This is a genomic window from Nitratireductor arenosus, assembly GCF_009742725.1.
In the GTDB taxonomy this organism is placed as follows: domain Bacteria; phylum Pseudomonadota; class Alphaproteobacteria; order Rhizobiales; family Rhizobiaceae; genus Mangrovimarina; species Mangrovimarina arenosa.
Map to the genome: position 1 here is coordinate 932,067 of NZ_WPHG01000002.1, position 17,795 is coordinate 949,861.

The 17,795-nt window shown below is 66.6% G+C and carries 16 protein-coding genes; 10 read left to right on the forward strand and 6 right to left on the reverse strand.

Features of this window, described 5'->3' with window-relative positions; translation table 11 throughout:
- Window positions 1-5 precede the first annotated feature (5 nt).
- From GN330_RS11505 to lexA, 8 genes are all read left to right on the forward strand, one after another.
- On the forward strand, window positions 6-767 hold the full coding sequence (locus GN330_RS11505; RefSeq protein ID WP_156712777.1) for a class I SAM-dependent methyltransferase: 762 nt from the start codon (window positions 6-8) through the stop codon (window positions 765-767).
- Window positions 764-2,260, forward strand: coding sequence for an alkaline phosphatase family protein (locus GN330_RS11510; RefSeq protein WP_156712778.1), 1,497 nt, complete (start codon window positions 764-766; stop codon window positions 2,258-2,260). The genes GN330_RS11505 and GN330_RS11510 overlap by 4 nt, the downstream gene beginning before the upstream one ends.
- A complete protein-coding gene (locus tag GN330_RS11515; protein ID WP_156712779.1) occupies window positions 2,257-3,150 on the forward strand; it encodes a transglutaminase domain-containing protein in 894 nt (297 codons plus the stop codon). The genes GN330_RS11510 and GN330_RS11515 overlap by 4 nt, the downstream gene beginning before the upstream one ends.
- Window positions 3,150-3,974 carry a phosphate ABC transporter substrate-binding protein gene (locus tag GN330_RS11520; protein ID WP_197435125.1) on the forward strand — a complete coding sequence of 275 codons (825 nt, stop codon included), beginning with the start codon at window positions 3,150-3,152 and terminating at the stop codon, window positions 3,972-3,974. The genes GN330_RS11515 and GN330_RS11520 overlap by 1 nt, the downstream gene beginning before the upstream one ends.
- On the forward strand, window positions 3,931-4,842 hold the full coding sequence (pstC, locus tag GN330_RS11525) for a phosphate ABC transporter permease subunit PstC (RefSeq protein WP_156712781.1): 912 nt from the start codon (window positions 3,931-3,933) through the stop codon (window positions 4,840-4,842). The genes GN330_RS11520 and pstC overlap by 44 nt, the downstream gene beginning before the upstream one ends.
- Window positions 4,826-5,659, forward strand: coding sequence for a PstA family ABC transporter permease (locus GN330_RS11530; protein ID WP_156712782.1), 834 nt, complete (start codon window positions 4,826-4,828; stop codon window positions 5,657-5,659). Before pstC ends, GN330_RS11530 begins: the two co-directional genes overlap by 17 nt.
- Window positions 5,656-6,477 carry a phosphate ABC transporter ATP-binding protein gene (locus GN330_RS11535; protein WP_156712783.1) on the forward strand — a complete coding sequence of 274 codons (822 nt, stop codon included), beginning with the start codon at window positions 5,656-5,658 and terminating at the stop codon, window positions 6,475-6,477. The genes GN330_RS11530 and GN330_RS11535 overlap by 4 nt, the downstream gene beginning before the upstream one ends.
- A gap of 330 nt (window positions 6,478-6,807) precedes the next feature.
- Window positions 6,808-7,521: a transcriptional repressor LexA gene (gene lexA, locus GN330_RS11540; protein WP_156712784.1), complete on the forward strand. Its 714-nt coding sequence runs from the start codon at window positions 6,808-6,810 to the stop codon at window positions 7,519-7,521.
- 310 nt (window positions 7,522-7,831) lie between these two features.
- On the opposite strand, the gene GN330_RS11545 is transcribed toward lexA, so the two are convergent.
- Window positions 7,832-10,222 carry a ComEC/Rec2 family competence protein gene (locus GN330_RS11545; RefSeq protein ID WP_156712785.1) on the reverse strand — a complete coding sequence of 797 codons (2,391 nt, stop codon included), beginning with the start codon at window positions 10,220-10,222 and terminating at the stop codon, window positions 7,832-7,834.
- A 130-nt stretch (window positions 10,223-10,352) separates the two neighbouring features.
- Here GN330_RS11545 and gltX point away from each other — a divergent pair, with 130 nt between their 5' ends.
- Together gltX and gltA are read left to right on the forward strand one after the other, a co-directional pair.
- Window positions 10,353-11,777, forward strand: a complete 1,425-nt coding sequence (gene gltX, locus GN330_RS11550; protein ID WP_156712786.1) for a glutamate--tRNA ligase — start codon at window positions 10,353-10,355, stop codon at window positions 11,775-11,777.
- A gap of 204 nt (window positions 11,778-11,981) precedes the next feature.
- Window positions 11,982-13,271, forward strand: coding sequence for a citrate synthase (gene gltA, locus GN330_RS11555; RefSeq protein WP_156712787.1), 1,290 nt, complete (start codon window positions 11,982-11,984; stop codon window positions 13,269-13,271).
- A gap of 39 nt (window positions 13,272-13,310) precedes the next feature.
- On the opposite strand, the gene lpxB is transcribed toward gltA, so the two are convergent.
- The 5 genes from lpxB to lpxD are packed head-to-tail and all read right to left on the reverse strand — an operon-like array spanning window position 13,311 to window position 17,733.
- Window positions 13,311-14,492 (reverse strand): lipid-A-disaccharide synthase, encoded by a 1,182-nt coding sequence (gene lpxB, locus GN330_RS11560; RefSeq protein ID WP_156712788.1) that lies wholly within the window; start codon window positions 14,490-14,492, stop codon window positions 13,311-13,313.
- Window positions 14,489-15,370 (reverse strand): LpxI family protein, encoded by an 882-nt coding sequence (locus GN330_RS11565; protein ID WP_156712789.1) that lies wholly within the window; start codon window positions 15,368-15,370, stop codon window positions 14,489-14,491. The genes lpxB and GN330_RS11565 overlap by 4 nt, the downstream gene beginning before the upstream one ends.
- Entirely contained in the window at window positions 15,357-16,196 is an 840-nt protein-coding gene (lpxA, locus tag GN330_RS11570) for an acyl-ACP--UDP-N-acetylglucosamine O-acyltransferase (protein WP_156712790.1), read from the reverse strand. Before lpxA ends, GN330_RS11565 begins: the two co-directional genes overlap by 14 nt.
- Window positions 16,197-16,208: 12 nt before the next feature.
- Window positions 16,209-16,682, reverse strand: a complete 474-nt coding sequence (gene fabZ / locus GN330_RS11575) for a 3-hydroxyacyl-ACP dehydratase FabZ (RefSeq protein WP_156712791.1) — start codon at window positions 16,680-16,682, stop codon at window positions 16,209-16,211.
- Window positions 16,675-17,733: a UDP-3-O-(3-hydroxymyristoyl)glucosamine N-acyltransferase gene (gene lpxD / locus GN330_RS11580; RefSeq protein ID WP_156712792.1), complete on the reverse strand. Its 1,059-nt coding sequence runs from the start codon at window positions 17,731-17,733 to the stop codon at window positions 16,675-16,677. Before lpxD ends, fabZ begins: the two co-directional genes overlap by 8 nt.
- Window positions 17,734-17,795: the final 62 nt, after the last annotated feature.

The window sequence follows — 17,795 nt, forward strand, 5'->3', positions numbered from 1 at the left end:
AAACGATGCAAACCTCATCCACGCATTACCGTGACGAATATGACAAGACGCTGGTGGCGCAATGGGACGAGCTGCTTGGCTGGACGGATCGACGCGCCGCCGAGGGCAGTTTTCTGGCCGACCTGTTGAGCGCGTGCCAGGTCCGCTCGGTGCTGGACACGGCCACCGGAACCGGTTTTCACGCCGTGCTGTTGTCGCAGGCCGGGTTCGCCGTCACCGCAATCGACGGAGCGGCGGAGATGGTCGAACGGGCCAGGCGCAACATCGCCACCATGGCCGGCCGGGCCGTGTCCTGCGCGGTCGGCGATTGGCTCGACCACGAAAGCCTGCCGGCCGGCCCCTTCGACGCGGTCATCTGCATGGGCAACTCGATCGCGCATCTGTTTTCGCGCGCCGATCTTGATCGTGCCCTTTGCAATTTCCGGCGGCTGGTTCGCGATGGAGGCACACTCGTGCTCGACCATCGCAACTACGACGCCATTCTCGCCGGCCGGATATCGGCGCAGGACCGTACCTATTGCTGTACGGGCCTCAAGGCTTCGGTCGACCTTGCCGTGGTCGGGCGGGACGTTGTCGACATCACCTACCGGACGGCCGGGCATGCGCCCGCCACCATTCGAACGCACGCATGGACAACCAGTGAGGTCGGCAAGGCGATCGGGACCAACGGCTTTGACGCGCACGCGCTCCACGGCCCGCGCGGGGCGGCTTTCGATCCGGACCGGTCCGAATTCGTCATCCATGTCGCCACGGCTGCGGATCGATGACCGGGCGGGCCAAAACCGGACTGATCATCCTTGACGGCGCGGGCCTTGCCGCACCGGCGCGCGGCAATGTCGTCGACCGCGCCTGCATGCCGGTGCTGTTCGACCTGTTCGATCGTTACGGCATGGTTCCGCTCAGGGCTTCCGGCGACGCCGTCGGGCTGTTCGACGGTCAGGCCGGCAATTCCGAAGTCGGGCATCTCACCCTCGGCATGGGCCGCACTGTGGTCTCCTCGCTCGTCGCCATCGATCGCGCCTACCGGTCGGGCACGTGGAAGAAAAGCGCCGTCTGGCAGACCCTGCGCGACGAGACGGCCCAAAATGGCCGGTTCCACATTCTTGGCCTTGTGTCCGACGCCGGCGTGCACGGCCATTGGCGCACTATCGTCCAGGGCGCGGAACTGGCCGGGCGCAGCGGATTTTCCACCGTGGTCGTGCACCCGGTGCTCGACGGGGTCGATGCGATGCGCGGCTCGGGGCCCGCTTTGCTTGACACCCTGCGCCAGGCGCTGGCGGCGCGGGTTCCGGCGGCGCGGATCGGGGTCGTGATCGGACGGGCCTGGTTCGCCGACCGCACCGGAAACCGCGCCCTGGCGCGCCATCTGGTCGATGCGCTTTTAAGCGCCGACGCGCTGCCGCGCTTCGATCGCCGGCAGCTCGAAGAGTTTTGCCGGGACAAGAGCGAGCGCGATTTTCCCGCTCACAGGGCCGATGCCGACACCCGGCTGACGCCCGGCGAGGCCGTACTGGTCACCAGCCATCGCGCCGACCGCGCCGTGCAGACGGTCGAGGCGCTCGCCGCGCGCTGCCGTCCGGCCACGCTGACCAGCATTTCAGAACAGGTGCCGGCCGCGCGCGTCTTTTTTCCGACCCGCAGCCTTTCGGGCGGTCTGGCGCAGGCCCTGCAGGCGCGCGGCATCGCGCTGACGCGGATCGCGGAAAACTGCAAATTTCCGCACGTCACCTATTTCTTCAACGGGTTCCGGCAATCGCTGGGCGAACGGCAAATATCGATCCCCGACACGCCGGGCGGTCCCGAAACCTGCCCGCGCATGCGGGTGGACGAAACGGTGGACGCCTGCCGCCGGGTGATGACAAGCAGCCGCGAAACCGGGTTCGTCGTCAATATTCCAAATCTCGACCAGGTCGGACATTCCGGCGATGTGGGCCTGTGCCGGCTCGCGGCCGAAGCGGTCGACCACGCTCTTTCCCAGATTGTCGCCCAGGCCCGTGAAACCGGCTGGACGCTGGCGGTCACAGCCGATCACGGCAATGCTGAACGGCTTTTGGACGATCAGGGCCGTGGCTTCGGTTCGCATACCGCCAACCCGGTGCCCTTTACCATCGTTACCGCCGACGGCAGCCGGGCCGACTGGGCGCTTGGCGACGGCGGCCTCGACAACGTCGCCCCGACAATGGCCGCGCTCTTGGGCGTCGATCCGGCCGGGATCTGCGACGCGCCAGCGCTGATTTGCAGACAACGGAGCCTGGCATGATCGTAACGCTGCGCATCGACCCGGACGAACGTGCCGCCGCCGCGATCGGTCTGCTGGTGCCGGAGCCGCCAAACACCGTTCACCAGACGCTGGTCGGGTTTTGCGCCCCCTGCCCCTTGCCCTACCAGATCGTCCGCGAAAGCCAGAGCAGCCAGCGCGCCTATCTGTTCGAGGGCGATTTCCGCGCAAACCATGAATTTTCCTTCCATTTCGCCGCCGGGACCGAGGCGGGAAAAACCGACGAATTTGCCGATTTCGACAATGCCTACACCCGGCTTGTCGGCGATCTGTCCGAATTCCTCGATCTCGATGGGCGGGCCGGCGCGGCGGACGGCGATGAGGAAATCGTCGAGGCGGTCGCGCGCCGGTTCAGCTATGGCGGGCAAAATCCCGACCTGGCGCGACCGGCGACCTTTTGCGGCATCCGGTCGGGCAACTGCGTCGACATCAACACCGCCTTGCTTGCCTGCCTGCGGGCGGCCGGGCGCCGGGCGGCCTATTTCGCCGGTTTTTATTTCGGCCAGAACCGCACCGGCTGCCGCGCCGACGGCATGCATTGCTGGATCGCCACCGGGACGGCGGCGCGCCGCAGCGACTGGGACGTCGCGCATTGCCTGAAAGCGGGGCTGGCGCGGCCGGTGCCCGGTCTGAACCCGTTGGGCGGCGTCAGGGCCGCGTTCTCGCATGGCCGCGGACTGGTTTTCGAGACCGGAACGGCCCGCCTGCCGGCGATCAGCCATTTCACCCGCCCGCGCTGGCTGCTGCCGGACGGCAGTCTGCCCGAGGCCATCACCAGCGCGCTGCTGGAGCAGCCCATGCACGCGGGCGCGGATACCGTGCGGTGGAAGCACCATCCGGGTGCGGCGAACCAGGCAACAAGGAGCGCATGATGCCGGCCAGGACGATCGTGATCGCCATTTTGTCCGCCGCGCTGGCGCTCGCCGGTCAGGCCGTGTCGCATGCGCAGCAGGAGGTGCGCATCGTCGTCACCGGCTCAAGCACGATCGCGCCGCTGATGATGGACATCGCCCAGCGCTACGAGGCGTCGCATCCGGGCGTGCAGGTCGACGTCCAGACCGGCGGCTCCTCCAGGGGCCTGTCGGACGTGCGGCGCAAACTCGCCGATATCGGCATGGTCTCGCGGGCGCTCGGCAGGGAGGAAGGCGACGTCGCGGCGACGCGGATCGCGTGGGACGGCGTGGCGCTGATCGTCCATGCGCAAAATCCGCTCGAGCGCTTGTCCGACGACCAGGTGCGGGCGATCTACACCGGCGAGGTGACGCGCTGGGAGGCGCTCGGCCCCTGGGACGGGCCGATAACCGTCGTCAGCAAGGCCGAAGGCCGCTCGACGCTGGGAATTTTCGTCCACTATCTCGGTCTCGATATTCGTGACATCCGCGCCCATACCATTATCGGCGACAACGAGCAGGCGGTGAAGGTCGTGGCCGGCAATCCCCGGGCGGTGGGCTACATCTCGATCGGCGCGGCCGAATATCACGCAAGCGCCATGACCCCGATACGCGCGATCGCGCTTGGTTCCGTCGCACCAACCTCCGCCAATGTCGCAAACGGGTCGTACCCGGTCAGACGAGAGCTGAACCTGGTGACGTATCCGGACCCGGCGGCTCCGGTCGAAGAGTTTTTGCGGTTTGCCTCCGGAGAACAGGTGCATGACCTCATTTCCGAGCATTATTTCTCGCCGGCGTCGAATTAGGTGGCACGGGACCCCGAACGCGCTGAAAGACGCCGTCTTCGTCGTCGTCTTGTGGGCCTCGGGCGTTCTGGCGATCGGAGCGATGGCCGGCGTTTTGATCGTGCTGGCGATCGGTTCCGCGCCGGCCCTGTCGCAGGCCGGCCTGGCCGCATTCGTCCTGGGAGCCGATTGGTATCCCACCGCCGGCGAATTCGGGCTGGTGGCGATGGTTGCGGCCACGCTCGCGGTTTCGGCCGGGGCACTGCTGGTCGCCGGGCCGCTTGGAATTTTGTGCGCGGTCTACATCCGCTACTATGCCGGCGATCTCGCCGGGGCCGCCTTTCGCGTGGTGCTGATGACCCTGGCCGCCATCCCCTCGGTCGTCTACGGCCTGTGGGGCATGACGGTGCTGGTGCCGCACATTGCCGCGTGGCAGCCGCCGGGCACGTCGCTTCTGGCCGGCGTCGTCGTCCTGTCGATCATGGTGCTTCCGACCGTGGCCGTGCTGGCCGAGGCGGGCCTGCGCCAATTGCCGTCGTCGCTCTATCTCGGCAGCCTGGCGCTCGGATGCGCACGCCACGCCGCGATCAAGCGCATCGTTCTGCCGTCCGCGAAAGGGCCGGTCGCAGCCGCCTGCATGCTCGGGCTGGCCCGGGCGCTTGGCGAAACGATGGCCGTGCTGATGGTGGTCGGAAACGCCGTCGCCATGCCCGACAGCCCGTTTGCGTCCGTGCGCACGCTGCCGGCCAACATCGCGCTCGAGATGGCCTACGCGATCGATGTGCACCGGTCGGCCCTGTTCGTTTCGGGCCTGGTGCTGATGGCCATGGTCGGCCTGCTGCTTGCGATGCGCTGGTATTGGGGCGGGCCCGATGACCCGCAATTTTAGACCTTTCGCCAACGATTTCCTGGTACGGGCCGCGGTAGCGGCGGTGGTGCTCGTCCTGGCCGCCATCGTGCTGCATGTCGTCACGCGCGGCGCCGCGCTGGTGACGTGGGAATTCCTCACCACCGCGCCACGGTCGGCCGGGCGCGCCGGAGGCATCGCGCCGGTGCTTGTCTCGACCGTGGCGGTAACGGCGGTGGCGCTGGCGGCGGCATTGCCGCTGGCGGTCGGAGCCGCCGTGTTCCTGGTCGAGGCGGTGCGCCCGGAGGCGACGGCTGCGCGCCTGACCAGGGGCTGTCTGAGTGTGCTCGCCGCGGTTCCCTCGATCGTGTTCGGCCTGGCCGGCAATATGATTTTTTGCGACTGGCTCGGTTTTGGCTTCTCCATCCTTGCCGGCGGACTGACCCTGGCCCTGATGATCCTGCCGATTGCGGCCTGTGTGGCGGAAACCACCTTGCGCATGCATGGCGAAGACCGCAGGGCGGGTTACGCGCTCGGCCTGCCGCAGCGGCGGATTGTCTGGTCGATCATGCTGCCGGCGGCGGCGCCGGGCATTTTCGCCGGGCTGGGGCTCGGCTTCGGACGCGCGGTCGCCGAAAGCGCCGCTCTGATCTTCACCAGCGGCTACGTGGTGAGGATGCCGGATTCGGTGTTTGATTCCGGGCGGACCCTGGCGGTCCACATCCTGGATTTGGCGATGAACGTTCCGGGCGGGGACGGCAACGCATTTGCCACCGCCACCGTGCTTTTGGCGTCGGTGGCGGCGGTGGTTGCGCTGTTTACGGCATTGGACGGCAAGCGAGGCAGGGATTTCATATGAATATTCAAACCACCGGCGCCGCGAAAGCCGTTCCGCCACCGGGGCGCGGCGAGGAAGGCCGGATCCGGGTCGAAAACGTCAACGTCGCCTATGGCGCCATCAAAGCCTTGTCGGACGTGACCTTGTCGATCCCGCCGCGGCGCATCACCGCGCTGATCGGACCGTCGGGCTGCGGCAAGACGAGCCTGCTGACCTGCGTCAACCGGCTGATCGACCTGATCCCGGGCGCGAACGCGACAGGTCGCATCTTTTTGCGTAAAACGGATGTGCTGGCGCGGGACGCCGACCTGTTGCGGTTGCGCAAACGGGTCGGGATGGTTTTTCAGAAGCCGAACCCGTTCCCGTTCTCGATTCGCCGGAACTTCGATATCGTGCTGACCGAGTTCGGCGTGCGCCGGCGGGACGACCGGGAAAAGCGGATCGACGAATGTCTGCGCGCCGTCGGCCTGCACACGGAAATCGGTCACCGGCTCGACATGTCCGCCTGCGCGCTTTCCGGCGGCCAGCAGCAGCGCCTGTGCATCGCCAGGGCGCTTGCAACGCGTCCCGAAATTCTGCTCCTCGACGAACCGTGCAGCGCGCTCGATCCGATGTCGACGATGACGATCGAACGATTGCTGCTCGACCTCAAGGACAGCGTCACACTGGTGATCGTCACCCACAATCTTTCGCAGGCAAGACGGATCGCCGACGAATGCGCGCTGTTTTGGACGGAGTGCGGAACCGGTTATCTGCTCGAACACGGGACGATGGCCGATTTGACGGACCGGCCCAAGAACCAGGTCACGGCCGACTACCTCCACGGACGAGTGGCCTAGCGCCATTCCTCTTCGAATGGGGGCGGTTTGATGGACTGGATTTTTCGCTCCGGCAAGGAGCAGCCCGTAGCGCGATGTGACTATCGGGCAAGGGCTTCGACGGTGAGGTCTGGTTTATCGGGCTTGCGCGATCTTGGTCTTTCACGTCCTGGACGGCGTCGCACCCGGCCGACGTCACGCGCTCATCCCTCTGGCCGGGCGGCGAAAGGCCCGCGCCAACTGATTGTCGGCGACTTAACTGAAGCGAAATTTTAGACGCTTGCGGAACAAGGTGGGAACATATAGTGTTTGTTCTGGTTTTGTTTATCGATGATTCCGCTGGGGGCGACCATGCTAACCCGAAAACAACATGAGCTGCTGCTTTTCATCCATCAAAGGCTGAAGGAGACCGGCATTCCGCCCTCCTTCGACGAAATGAAGGAAGCGCTCGATCTGGCCTCCAAATCCGGCATCCACCGGCTGATCACGGCGCTGGAGGAACGCGGCTTCATTCGCCGGCTGCCCAACCGGGCGCGCGCGCTCGAAGTGCTGCGCCTGCCGGAATCGATCTCGCCGGGTCTCGGTCGGCCGCGCAGCTTTTCGCCGAGCGTCATCGAAGGCAGTCTCGGCAAGCCGAAACCCAAATCGGCCCCGCCCGTGTCGGCCAATGACGATGCCGGTGGCGGCGTGTCGGTGCCGGTCATGGGGCGGATCGCCGCCGGCGTGCCGATCGATGCCATCCAGCACCAGACTCACGCGATCGCCGTACCGCCCGACATGCTGTCGGCCGGTGACCATTACGCGCTCGAGGTTCGCGGCGATTCGATGATCGACGCCGGCATCCTCGACGGCGACACCGTCATCATCCGCAGCGCGGTGACCGCCAATCCCGGCGATATCGTCGTGGCGCTGGTCGAAGACGCCGAGGCGACCCTGAAACGTTTTCGGCGCAAGGGAGAATCGATCGCGCTCGAGGCGGCCAATCCGGCCTACGAGACCCGTATCTACGGTCCCAATCAGGTCAAGGTCCAGGGCCGGCTGGTCGGCTTGATCCGCCGCTACTGATCCCTCGACCATGCCGGCGCCGCCGGCGCTCCAAACCCGGAAGGTTCGCTCAAAACCGGTCGGTTCCCATGTCGGCGCTTCCGGCCAAAAGTCGCGCGCCCTGTTGTCGGGACTTGTCGCGACCTCGCCGGCAAGCGCTGCTGGTGGAGCGGCCGGCCGTGCCGGCGCCGCAGGCCTGCCGGGCCTAGACGCTCCCAGGGGCGTTATGCTTTTCGCGGAATCGCAGACCGGCTCTAACTTATTGTTTTAACGTGCTTGTGAACGGCGACCCGGCTTCCACTTCGCCTGGAAACGCTCCTAGGGGCGTGGCTCAGTTCTGCTTGCCCTTGCTACCCTTGCCGCCCTTGCCCCGCTTATGGGGGGCGAGGCCGCGTGCTTCGCGCGAGAATTTGCGGTGGGCGAACCATGGCCGCTCGCCATGCGGCAGGGCGAAACGCGCCGCCGCGCGCACCGGTCCGACCCCGCCGTCATATGCTGCGTTCTTGAATCGTACATCGAGGCTGCCGCGGCGGGCGAGGTCGCGCGCTGTGACGACGAGAATGTCTTGTCCCCGGCACGGGCTGACGGCGGTGGCGTCGGCGATCACGATGACCGTCGCCAGACCGCAATACCGCGCCGCCGCGGCGTGGGTTTTGGCATGCACGACCGTCGCGCCGCTTGCATGGACCGCCCGGCAGGCCGAGGCGTCGCAGACGAACCGCGCCGCGGCGCCAGCCTCCTCCTCGAGCTCATCCTCGGATACCGTCCCGTCGGCCTGGTCGAGTGGCTTGACGTAGCCGGACGCCGCGCTCGCCTTTTGCCAAATGCCCATGGTGAAGCCGTTCGGCCGCTTGCGATTGACGGCGAGCCGGCCGTCATCGCGCATCATCGCGACCAGTCGCGCGTCCTCGGAGACGCGCAGGTCCGGCTGCTCGCGCGCGACAAAAGCCAGCGTCGCGGCCAATGCCAGCGGTAGCGCCAGCCAGCGCAGCCCGGTCGTGGCGATGGTGACGACGAGAAGCGCGGCGGTGAACAACAGCAATGCCGCCGGCGGCATCGCCCCGACCGCGTCGATCGGACTGTGAGCGGAGACCCAGCGCGCCACCGCGATCATGATGGCGACCCCCTGCCCCATCAGTTTGAGGGCCGGCCCTTCCAGCCCGAACGGCATCAGCACGCCGGCGGCGACGGCCGGCGGCATGATCAGCGTCGATACCACCGGCATGGCGGCGAGGTTGGCGACCAGCCCGAGCGGGGCGACGCGGTGGAAATGCCAGATCGCAAACACGGTGGTCGCGCCGCCGGCGATCAGCGATGTCGCCGCGATCCCGATCGTAAAATAACCCAGGCGGCGGCCCGCGTTGCGCAGCGCGCCATATGGCGGGACGCGCTCGGTGCGTGTGCGCGCGGATGCCCGTTCCGACCAGCCCGTATAGGCGGCAATCAGCGCCGCGGTCGCGGCGAACGACATCTGGAAACTCGGCCCCACCACCTCGTGCGGCGCCAGCGCGGCGATAATCAGCGCGGCGATCGCCAGATTGCGCATGGTGATCGCCGCGCGGTCGAACAGCAGCGCGATCAGCATCACCGCGATCATGATGAAGGAGCGCTGGGCGGCGACCGCCGCGCCGGAAATCGCCAGATAATAGGCGGCGGCGGCGAGCGCCAGCGCGGCAGCGTATTTCTTGACCGGATGGCGCGAGGAAAAACCCGGCGCGAGCGCGAATAGCGCGCGCAGCGCCAGCATCACCGTGCCGGCGACCAGCGCCATGTGCAGGCCGGATATCGACAGGATATGCGCCAGTCCGGCTCGGCGCAGCGCCTCGTCGACCTCCTCGGGGATGCCGGCGCGGGTGCCGGCGATCAGCGCGGCGGCGATCTCGCCCTCGGCGCCGGCGACATGGCGCCTGATCCGCCCGGCGATCGCCTGGCGCATATTGGCCAGGCCGGCGGCAAGCCGCCCGGACATGCCGTCCGTGGCGGCGGATGGGCGTTTTTCGGGCGTGCCGAGGAAAAAGCCGGTCGCGCCGATGCCGGCCATGTAGCTTTCGAAGGCGAAATCGTAGCCGTGGGGTCTGACCGGTCCGGAGGGCGGGAAAAGCCGAACCACGCCATGAATGCGCTCGCCGGCGGCGATGCCGGGATCGACGCGCGCCGTGGCGCGCACGCGCTCGGGCGCATAGCGCAGCAGCGGCCGCCGGGTGGTCTCGACGTCGATCGTGTAGCGCGTGCGCCCGCTTGCCTGATGCTCGACCCTGATCACGCGTCCGGTCAAGACGGTCGAGACGGCGGAGCCGAGCATGGCGGTGTCGGCGCGCACGGTTTCGACTTTGCCGGCGACCGCGCCCGCCGCCGCAAACGCCATGGCGACGCAGAACCTGGCGGTGATACCCTGCCTGCCGACGAAAAGCCGCGCGATCAGCGGGCCGGCGAGCACGGCCAGCAGAAACGGCCAGCCGGGCTCGAAGGCCAGCGCGAAATAGATCGCGGCGCCGGCGCAGAAAAACACCGGCACCAGCAGAAACGGCGTGCCGCGCGCCAGTTCGATATCCATCATCGCGGCAAGGGCGCGCCTGGCGCCACCCCGCGAAAAGACGCCGCCCGACAAGGCCGGCGGGGGGGCACTACTGGTACGGCTCGGGTGCGGACGGACCGGGACACGCGCGCCATCGGCGGCGGGCGCCGCCACCGTTTCCGGGCGTTGTGTCTCCATCGTGCTCATCGGGCCGTCGCCTCACGACGCGGCCAGCGCTTGCGCGGCCGGACACCTATGCTACATGAACGCCGATCAAAATCACCCGTGCGCCGGCCGATCGGCGCTGCGGGAGGCAAAGAATTTCCTGGACATCGACATGAACAAGACCGTCGTCACGCGTTTTGCGCCCTCGCCCACCGGATATCTGCATATTGGCGGCGCGCGCACCGCCCTGTTCAACTGGCTCTATGCCAGGCATACGGGCGGCCGGATGCTGCTGCGCATCGAGGACACCGACCGCGAACGGTCGACCGACGCTGCCACTGCGGCGATCCTCGACGGGCTTGCCTGGCTAGGCCTCGACTGGCACGGCGAACCCGTCTCGCAGGCCGGGCGCGCGGATCGGCATCGCGAAATCGCCGAGGAGTTGGTGCGGCGCGGCGAAGCCTATTATTGCTACGCGAGCCAGGCAGAACTGGAAACGATGCGCGAGACCGCCCGCGCCGAGGGCCGGCCACCGCGCTATGACGGGCGCTGGCGCGACCGCGATCCCGCCGAAGCCCCGGCCGATGTCAGCCCGGTGATCCGGGTCAAGGCGCCGCGCGAGGGCGAAACGGTGGTTGCCGACCGGGTGCAGGGCGCGGTCCGTTTCCCGAACAAGGATCTCGACGATTTCGTCATCCTGCGCTCCGACAAGACCCCCACCTACATGCTGGCCGTGGTGGTCGACGACCACGACATGGGAGTGACCCACATCATCCGCGGCGACGATCATCTCACCAACGCGGCCCGTCAAACGATCATCTACCGGGCGATGGGCTGGGAGGTGCCGGTCATGGCGCATATTCCGCTGATCCACGGGCCGGACGGGGCAAAGCTGTCGAAGCGGCACGGCGCGCTCGGCGTCGAGGCCTATCGCGCCATGGGTTATCTGCCGGCAGGGCTGCGCAACTATCTGGCGCGGCTCGGCTGGAGCCATGGCGACGACGAGATCATGTCGACCGAGGACATGATCGGCTGGTTCGAGATCGAAGATATCAACAAGGGCGCCGCCCGCTTCGATTTCAAGAAACTGGAGGCGGTGAACGGGCATCATCTGCGCGGCATGGCGGATGCCGAACTGCTCGACCTGCTGGTCGCGACGCTTCCCTATCTGGAAGGCGGGGCGGCGGTGGCCGAGCGGCTCGACGCGGCGAGGAGGTCGATGCTTCTTGCCGCCCTGCCCGGTTTGAAGGAACGGGCCAAGACGCTCGCCGAACTGCTTGAAACCGCGCATTATCTTTTCGCCGAACGCCCGCTTTCGTTTGACCAAAAGGCCGCCGCCCTGCTCGAAGGACCGGCCCGCCAAACGCTGGCCGGGGCCAAGACGGCGCTCGAAGCGGTCGGCGAGGACTGGAGCGCGGCGACGACGGAAGCGGCAATCCGCCGGTTCGCCGAGGAGGTGGGGCTCAAGCTCGGCGCCGTCGCCCAGCCGCTGCGCGCCGCGCTTACCGGGCGCACGGTCTCGCCCGGTGTGTTCGACGTGCTGGCGGTGCTGGGACGCGGGGAGAGCCTGGGCCGCATCGGCGACGCCATCGCCTGATTCCAATTTGCACGACAGCGCCCCGCAAGGGTATTGTGGTCCGCAGAGCCCGGCTTCGCCGGCTCTTTTGCACCGCAGCATTACCGTTTCGGCCAGCTTGGCACGAAACGGGAAATAGGATAGCTAGAGCGCACTTTTGACACCGCGAAATCTCCTCGCGGACTGTTCCCGTTTGGCTAGCCATTTTAGACGAAGGAGTTCTCCATGACAGGTTCCACCGCAAAGCTCGAATATGGCGGCAACACTTTTGATTTGAACGTCAGGCCAAGTTCCGTCGGCCCGAGCGTGGTGGATATCGCGTCGCTCTACAAGGACACCGGGATGTTCACCTACGACCCCGGTTTCACCTCAACGGCAAGTTGCGAATCGAAGATCACCTATATCGACGGCGACGAGGGCGTTTTGCTGCATCGCGGCTACCCGATCGAGCAGCTCGCCGAGCATGGCGACTTTCTCGAGGCCTGCTACCTGCTGCTTTACGGCGAGCTGCCGACCAAGGCACAGAAGCTCGACTTCGATTATCGCGTCACACGCCACACCATGCTGCACGAACAGATGTCGCGGTTTTTCACCGGTTTCCGTCGCGACGCCCATCCGATGGCGGTGATGTGCGGCGTTGTCGGCGCGTTGTCGGCCTTTTATCACGATTCCACCGACATCTCGGATCCGCATCAGCGCATGGTCGCCTCGATGCGCATGATCGCCAAGATGCCGACCATCGCGGCCATGGCCTACAAATACCATATCGGCCAGCCCTTCATGTATCCCAAGAACGAGCTGAGCTACGCGGCGAATTTCCTGCATATGTGCTTTTCGGTGCCGTGCGAGGACTACAAGGTCAATCCCGTCCTGGCGCGTGCCATGGATCGGATTTTCATCCTGCACGCCGATCACGAACAGAACGCGTCGACCTCGACGGTGCGCCTGGCCGGTTCGTCGGGCGCCAATCCGTTCGCCTGCATCGCCGCCGGCATCGCCTGCCTGTGGGGCCCGGCCCATGGCGGGGCCAACGAGGCGGCGCTCAACATGCTGGCCGAGATCGGGACGCCCGACCGGATCCCCGAATTCATCGACCGCGCCAAGGACAAGGACGACCCGTTCCGCCTGATGGGTTTTGGCCACCGCGTCTACAAGAACTACGATCCGCGCGCCAAGATCATGCAGCGCACCACGCACGAGGTACTGGCCGAACTCGGCATCAAGGACGATCCGCTGCTGGAAGTCGCGATGGAACTGGAAAAGATCGCCCTGACGGACGAATATTTCGTCGAAAAGAAGCTCTATCCGAATATCGACTTTTATTCCGGCATCACGCTGAAGGCGATGGGTTTTCCGACCACCATGTTCACCGTGTTGTTCGCGCTGGCCAGGACGGTCGGCTGGATCGCCCAGTGGAAGGAGATGATCGAGGACCCGCATCAAAAAATCGGCCGGCCGCGCCAGCTCTATACCGGGGAAAAGCCGCGCGACTATGTGGCGATCGCCAAACGGTAGGCCGCGGCGAAACGGATCGTGTATTCTCCAAACGGCGCCCTACGGCGCCGTTTTTCGTTGGTATAGAAGGTTTTTGACCGCTTCGGCGGCGAGCTCGCCGGCGGGCCGGTCGGTCGCCATCGCTTTTGTGATGTCGGCGAAGCCGGCGCGCTGGGCGGCACGCTGGGGCGTGTCGGCGGCCAGGCGCTCGAGTTGCCGTGCCACGAGGCCCGGGCGCAGGAAGGCGTCGTAATATTCCGGTACGACGGGGTAGTCCGCGACCAGGTTCGGCAGCGACCCGGTCCATGTCGTCAGGAACGAATAGGCCAATTTGAAAAGCAGGTCGGCCTTGTAGCACGACACCATCGGCACGCCGACAAGGGCGAGTTCCAGCGAAACCGTGCCGGAGGCGGCAAGGGCGGCATCGGCCGCGCCGAAGGCGTCGTATTTGCCCTCCGCCGCGGTGACGATTTTCGGCGCCGTTGCCCAGTCGCGCGTCGCCGTGGCAACCGTCTCTTGCAGATGCGGCAATGTCGGTATCGTCAGATCGATCGTCAGCCCGCGCCGCGTCATAATCGCGACGGTCTCGCCAAACGGCTCCATCAGCCGCTTCAGTTCGGAGCGACGCGAGCCGGGCAGGACGAGCAGCCTGACCGCCTCGCCCGCCGCCGCCGGCTTTTTGGCGCGCTGACGATCCGCGGCGGCCTCGACGGCGGGGTCGTGGACCAGACGGTGGCCGACATAGGTGGCCGGCGGCCCGCCCAGCCGGCGCAGCACCTCGACCTCGAACGGCAGCACGCACAGCACATGGTCGACAAAGGCGGCCATCCGCTCCGCGCGCCCGGGACGCCAAGCCCAGACGCTCGGGCAGACATAATGCACGATCGGAATATTTGGCGCGATCGACCGGAATTTCTTCGCCACGCGCAGGCTGAAATCGGGGCTGTCGATGGTGATCAGCACGTCCGGCCTTGCTTCGGCCAGCGCTCGCGCCGTGGTCGCGATGCGGCGGGCCAGTTGCGGCAGCCTGGCCACGACGGCCGTAAAGCCCATCAGCGCGATCTCGTCCGGGTCGAACAGCGTGCGCAGGCCGAGCCCGGCAAGGTGTTGCCCGCCGACACCGACGAGTTGCGGTTCCTTCCCGAGGCTGCTTGCCAGCGCCCGCACCAGATCGGCGCCGAGAAGGTCGCCGGATTCCTCGCCGGCAACCACCGCGATGCGGACTGGCGGATTGGTATTCATTGCTGGCGTCCGTCGACCCCGGTCACGAAAAGCCCGAGCCTGTCCGCGACCTCGATGACTCTCTTCTGGTCGAGAATGATGGAGTTTCCGGCCTCGACCGCGATCCCGACAAGGCCGGCCGCATGGGCGCCTTCGACGCTGTTGGGGCCGATCGTCGGCAAGTCGGCGCGCAATTCCTGGCCGGGCTTGGCGCATTTGACCAGCACGCCGCGGCTGCTCGCCGCGATGCGGCCATGCGAGCGCAACTGGCCGGTCCGGGCAAGCAACCCGTCCGTGCCTTCGATGCCTTCGAGCGCGACCACCCGTCCGCCGATGGCGATCGCGGCCTGGCCGATATCGAGGGCGCCGATCGCGCGTGCGGCGGCCAGTGCCGCGGCGATGTCGACCCGGTCCTTCGCGGTCGGGCGCGCGCGCGTCAGCGTCGCCGTCGTCGCCACCAGGTCGGGAAGGATTTCGTGTGCGCCCATCACCGTGAAGCCGCGCGCTTCCAGGAAGCCGACGATGCCGCGCAAAATGCCATCGTCGCCGCGTCCCAGACTGGCAACAACGCGTGGCAGTATCGCGATCAGGTCGAGGGTCCATTTCAGGCGCGACAGGGCCGGGCGGCGCTCGATCGCCCCGGCAAGCACGACATGGCTCGCACCGGCCTTTTTCAGCACCTCGGCCAGTCGGCCGAATTCCTCGAGCTCGATGACTTCATGCTCGTAGCGCCAGAGCTCGGAGCCCGGCTGCACCTCGCCGCCGGCGATCACCACGAAGGGGTTTTGCCCGCGTTCGGCCAGGCCGGCGGCGAGATCGGCCGGCAACCGGCCGCCGCCAGCGATGATTGCGATGCGCCGGTCACGCCCGTCGGTGTCGATCGTTTCAGACGTGCTCATCGTCGGTGGCCGCATCGCTGTCCCCCCGCGGTGGCACGCAGAAATAGCGTTTGTCGCGGTCGGTCATGAAAGCGACGATTTGCATCACCGCCTCCACGTCGGAAAACTCGGTTTTGACGATGCCGAGGTTCTCCGTCAGCGGGCGCTGCGGATCGAAAATCTTCCGATAGGCCTCACGCATGCGCAGGATCTCGGCGCGCGGCATGCCCGACCGGCGCATGCCGACAATGTTGAAGCCGCGAAGCTTGGCCCGGTTACCCGCCACCATGCCGTAGGGAATGACATCACCGACGATCGCCGAGCAGCCGGCCGCGAAGGCGCGGGTGCCGATCCTGACATGCTGGTGGACCGCCGTCAGCCCACCGACGATGACGTGATCGCCGATCTCGCAAAACCCGCCAAGCGTGGAGCCATGGGTCAGGGTGACGTTGTTGCCGATAATGCAGTCATGCGCGACATGGGAATAAGACAGGAAATAGCCGTTGTCGCCGACCACGGTCGCCTGGCGTCCGCCATCGGTGCCCACATGCATGGTGACCGCCTCGCGAATGGTGCAGTTGCGCCCGATCGACAGGCTGGTGCGCCCGCCTTTGTGCTTGGTGTCCTGCGGTTGTCCGCCGAGTGCTGCGTGCGGATAGATTTTCGTGCCCGCGCCGATCGTGGTGGCGCCGGTGACGGAAATATGGCTGAGCAGCTCGACCCCTGCCCCCAGCACCACGTCCGGGCCGACATGGCAGAACGGACCGATGCGCACGTCGGGCGCAAGGTTCGCGCCCGTTTCCACGACCGCGCTCGGATGAATGAGGTGTTCGGACCGATGTTGCATGAAGCTGCGTATTCAGCCGGTTTGTTTGGGTGTCATCATGGCGGATATCTCCGCCTCGGCCACCTTGGTTCCCTCGACGGTCGCAACGCACGCGAATTTGAAGACCGCCCCGCGCTGCTTGAGCTTGCGCACCGCGATGCGCAGTTGGTCGCCCGGGACCACCGGTCGCCGGAACTTCGCACCGTCGATAGTCATGAAATAGACCAGGTTGGGCGTGTGCTGACCGGAATTGCGTACGCAGATGGCGCCCGCCGTCTGTGCCATCGCCTCGACGATCAACACGCCCGGCATGACCGGCATCTCGGGGAAATGGCCTTGGAAATGCGGCTCATTGACGGTGACGTTCTTGATGCCGACGGCGGAATTGTCGCCGTCGACCTCCTCGATCCGGTCAACCAGCAAAAACGGGTAGCGATGCGGCAGGTGGCGCAGCAATGACTGGATGTCCAGCGTGTCGAGAACTGGATTGTCCTGGGTCTCAGACATCCCCACTTCCCTTTCGCGACTTGTTGCCGGCCAGCTTGCGTATCATATTCACCTCGCGAAACCAGTCCTTGGCGGGTTGGGCGGGCAGTCCCGCCCATTTTTGCCCGGCGGGAATGTCATGCATAACGCCGCTGGCCGCCGCAATATGGACACCGTCGCCGATCTTGACGTGGTCGGCGACGCCGACAAGCCCGCCCATCATGACGAAATCGCCGATCACCACAGAGCCCGAGATGCCGACATGGGCGGCAATCGCGCAATGCCGGCCGATCCTGACATTGTGGCCAAGCTGAACCAGATTGTCGATCTTGGTCCCTTCGCCGATCAGGGTGTCGCTGAGCGCGCCGCGGTCGATGGTCGTGTTGGCGCCGATCTCGACGTCGTCCTGGATCACCACGCGGCCGAGCTGCGGCATCTTCACCAGGCCGCGCGCCGAGGGCATGAAGCGAAAGCCATCCTGGCCGATCCGCGCTCCGGTGTGGATGATCACCCGGTCGCCGATCAGGCTGGCGAGGATACTTGTCGAGGCGCCGACATAACCGTCGCGGCCGATCTGGCATCCCGGTCCGATCACGGCGCCGGGCCCCACGATCGTCCCCCGTCCGATCGCCGCGCCCGCACCGATGACCGCGCCGGCCTCCACGATCGCGCCCGCCTCGATCAGCGCATCTGCCGCGATATGGGCGGCCGGCGATATCCCGGTCTCGCCCGTCACCGCTTGCGGAGAGGCGGCGGCCGGGCACAAGACGCGCGCGATCTGGGCGAAAGCCAAGGCCGGCGACGAGGTCGTCAACGCGGCGATGCCGGCCGGCACCCTTGCGGCGAGTTCGGCCGGGCAAAGCACGGCCGCGGCGATCAGTCCGCCGAGCAGCTTGGCGTGGCGGCCTTTTTCGACATAGACGAGCGTGCCGGGCCCGCCATGTTCGGCGGCGGCCAGGTTGCTTATCTCGTTGCCGGCATACGCTTCGTCGGCCAGCACCGCTCCGGCCAGCGTGGCGACCTCGCCGGCCGTATAGCAGCGCGATGGCACGTAGAACTGCGGCTCAGCCATTCCGGATCCGAACCCTCGGTCGCGCGGGCTCGGATGCGCCCGGCCCGCGATAGCGGATTTCC

What these genes read in the sequence shown, in the direction of transcription:
- pstC (WP_156712781.1), top strand. Translation starts at nt 3,931, where the DNA reads ATGACCTCATTTCCGAGCATTATTTCTCGCCGGCGTCGAATTAGGTGG.
- lpxA (WP_156712790.1), bottom strand. Translation starts at nt 16,196, where the DNA reads ATGCAACATCGGTCCGAACACCTCATTCATCCGAGCGCGGTCGTGGAA.
- lexA (WP_156712784.1), top strand. Translation starts at nt 6,808, where the DNA reads ATGCTAACCCGAAAACAACATGAGCTGCTGCTTTTCATCCATCAAAGG.
- lpxB (WP_156712788.1), bottom strand. Translation starts at nt 14,492, where the DNA reads ATGAATACCAATCCGCCAGTCCGCATCGCGGTGGTTGCCGGCGAGGAA.
- GN330_RS11510 (WP_156712778.1), top strand. Translation starts at nt 764, where the DNA reads ATGACCGGGCGGGCCAAAACCGGACTGATCATCCTTGACGGCGCGGGC.
- GN330_RS11515 (WP_156712779.1), top strand. Translation starts at nt 2,257, where the DNA reads ATGATCGTAACGCTGCGCATCGACCCGGACGAACGTGCCGCCGCCGCG.
- gltX (WP_156712786.1), top strand. Translation starts at nt 10,353, where the DNA reads ATGAACAAGACCGTCGTCACGCGTTTTGCGCCCTCGCCCACCGGATAT.
- fabZ (WP_156712791.1), bottom strand. Translation starts at nt 16,682, where the DNA reads ATGTCTGAGACCCAGGACAATCCAGTTCTCGACACGCTGGACATCCAG.
- GN330_RS11565 (WP_156712789.1), bottom strand. Translation starts at nt 15,370, where the DNA reads ATGAGCACGTCTGAAACGATCGACACCGACGGGCGTGACCGGCGCATC.
- GN330_RS11505 (WP_156712777.1), top strand. Translation starts at nt 6, where the DNA reads ATGCAAACCTCATCCACGCATTACCGTGACGAATATGACAAGACGCTG.
- GN330_RS11520 (WP_197435125.1), top strand. Translation starts at nt 3,150, where the DNA reads ATGCCGGCCAGGACGATCGTGATCGCCATTTTGTCCGCCGCGCTGGCG.
- GN330_RS11545 (WP_156712785.1), bottom strand. Translation starts at nt 10,222, where the DNA reads ATGAGCACGATGGAGACACAACGCCCGGAAACGGTGGCGGCGCCCGCC.
- gltA (WP_156712787.1), top strand. Translation starts at nt 11,982, where the DNA reads ATGACAGGTTCCACCGCAAAGCTCGAATATGGCGGCAACACTTTTGAT.
- GN330_RS11530 (WP_156712782.1), top strand. Translation starts at nt 4,826, where the DNA reads ATGACCCGCAATTTTAGACCTTTCGCCAACGATTTCCTGGTACGGGCC.
- GN330_RS11535 (WP_156712783.1), top strand. Translation starts at nt 5,656, where the DNA reads ATGAATATTCAAACCACCGGCGCCGCGAAAGCCGTTCCGCCACCGGGG.
- lpxD (WP_156712792.1), bottom strand. Translation starts at nt 17,733, where the DNA reads ATGGCTGAGCCGCAGTTCTACGTGCCATCGCGCTGCTATACGGCCGGC.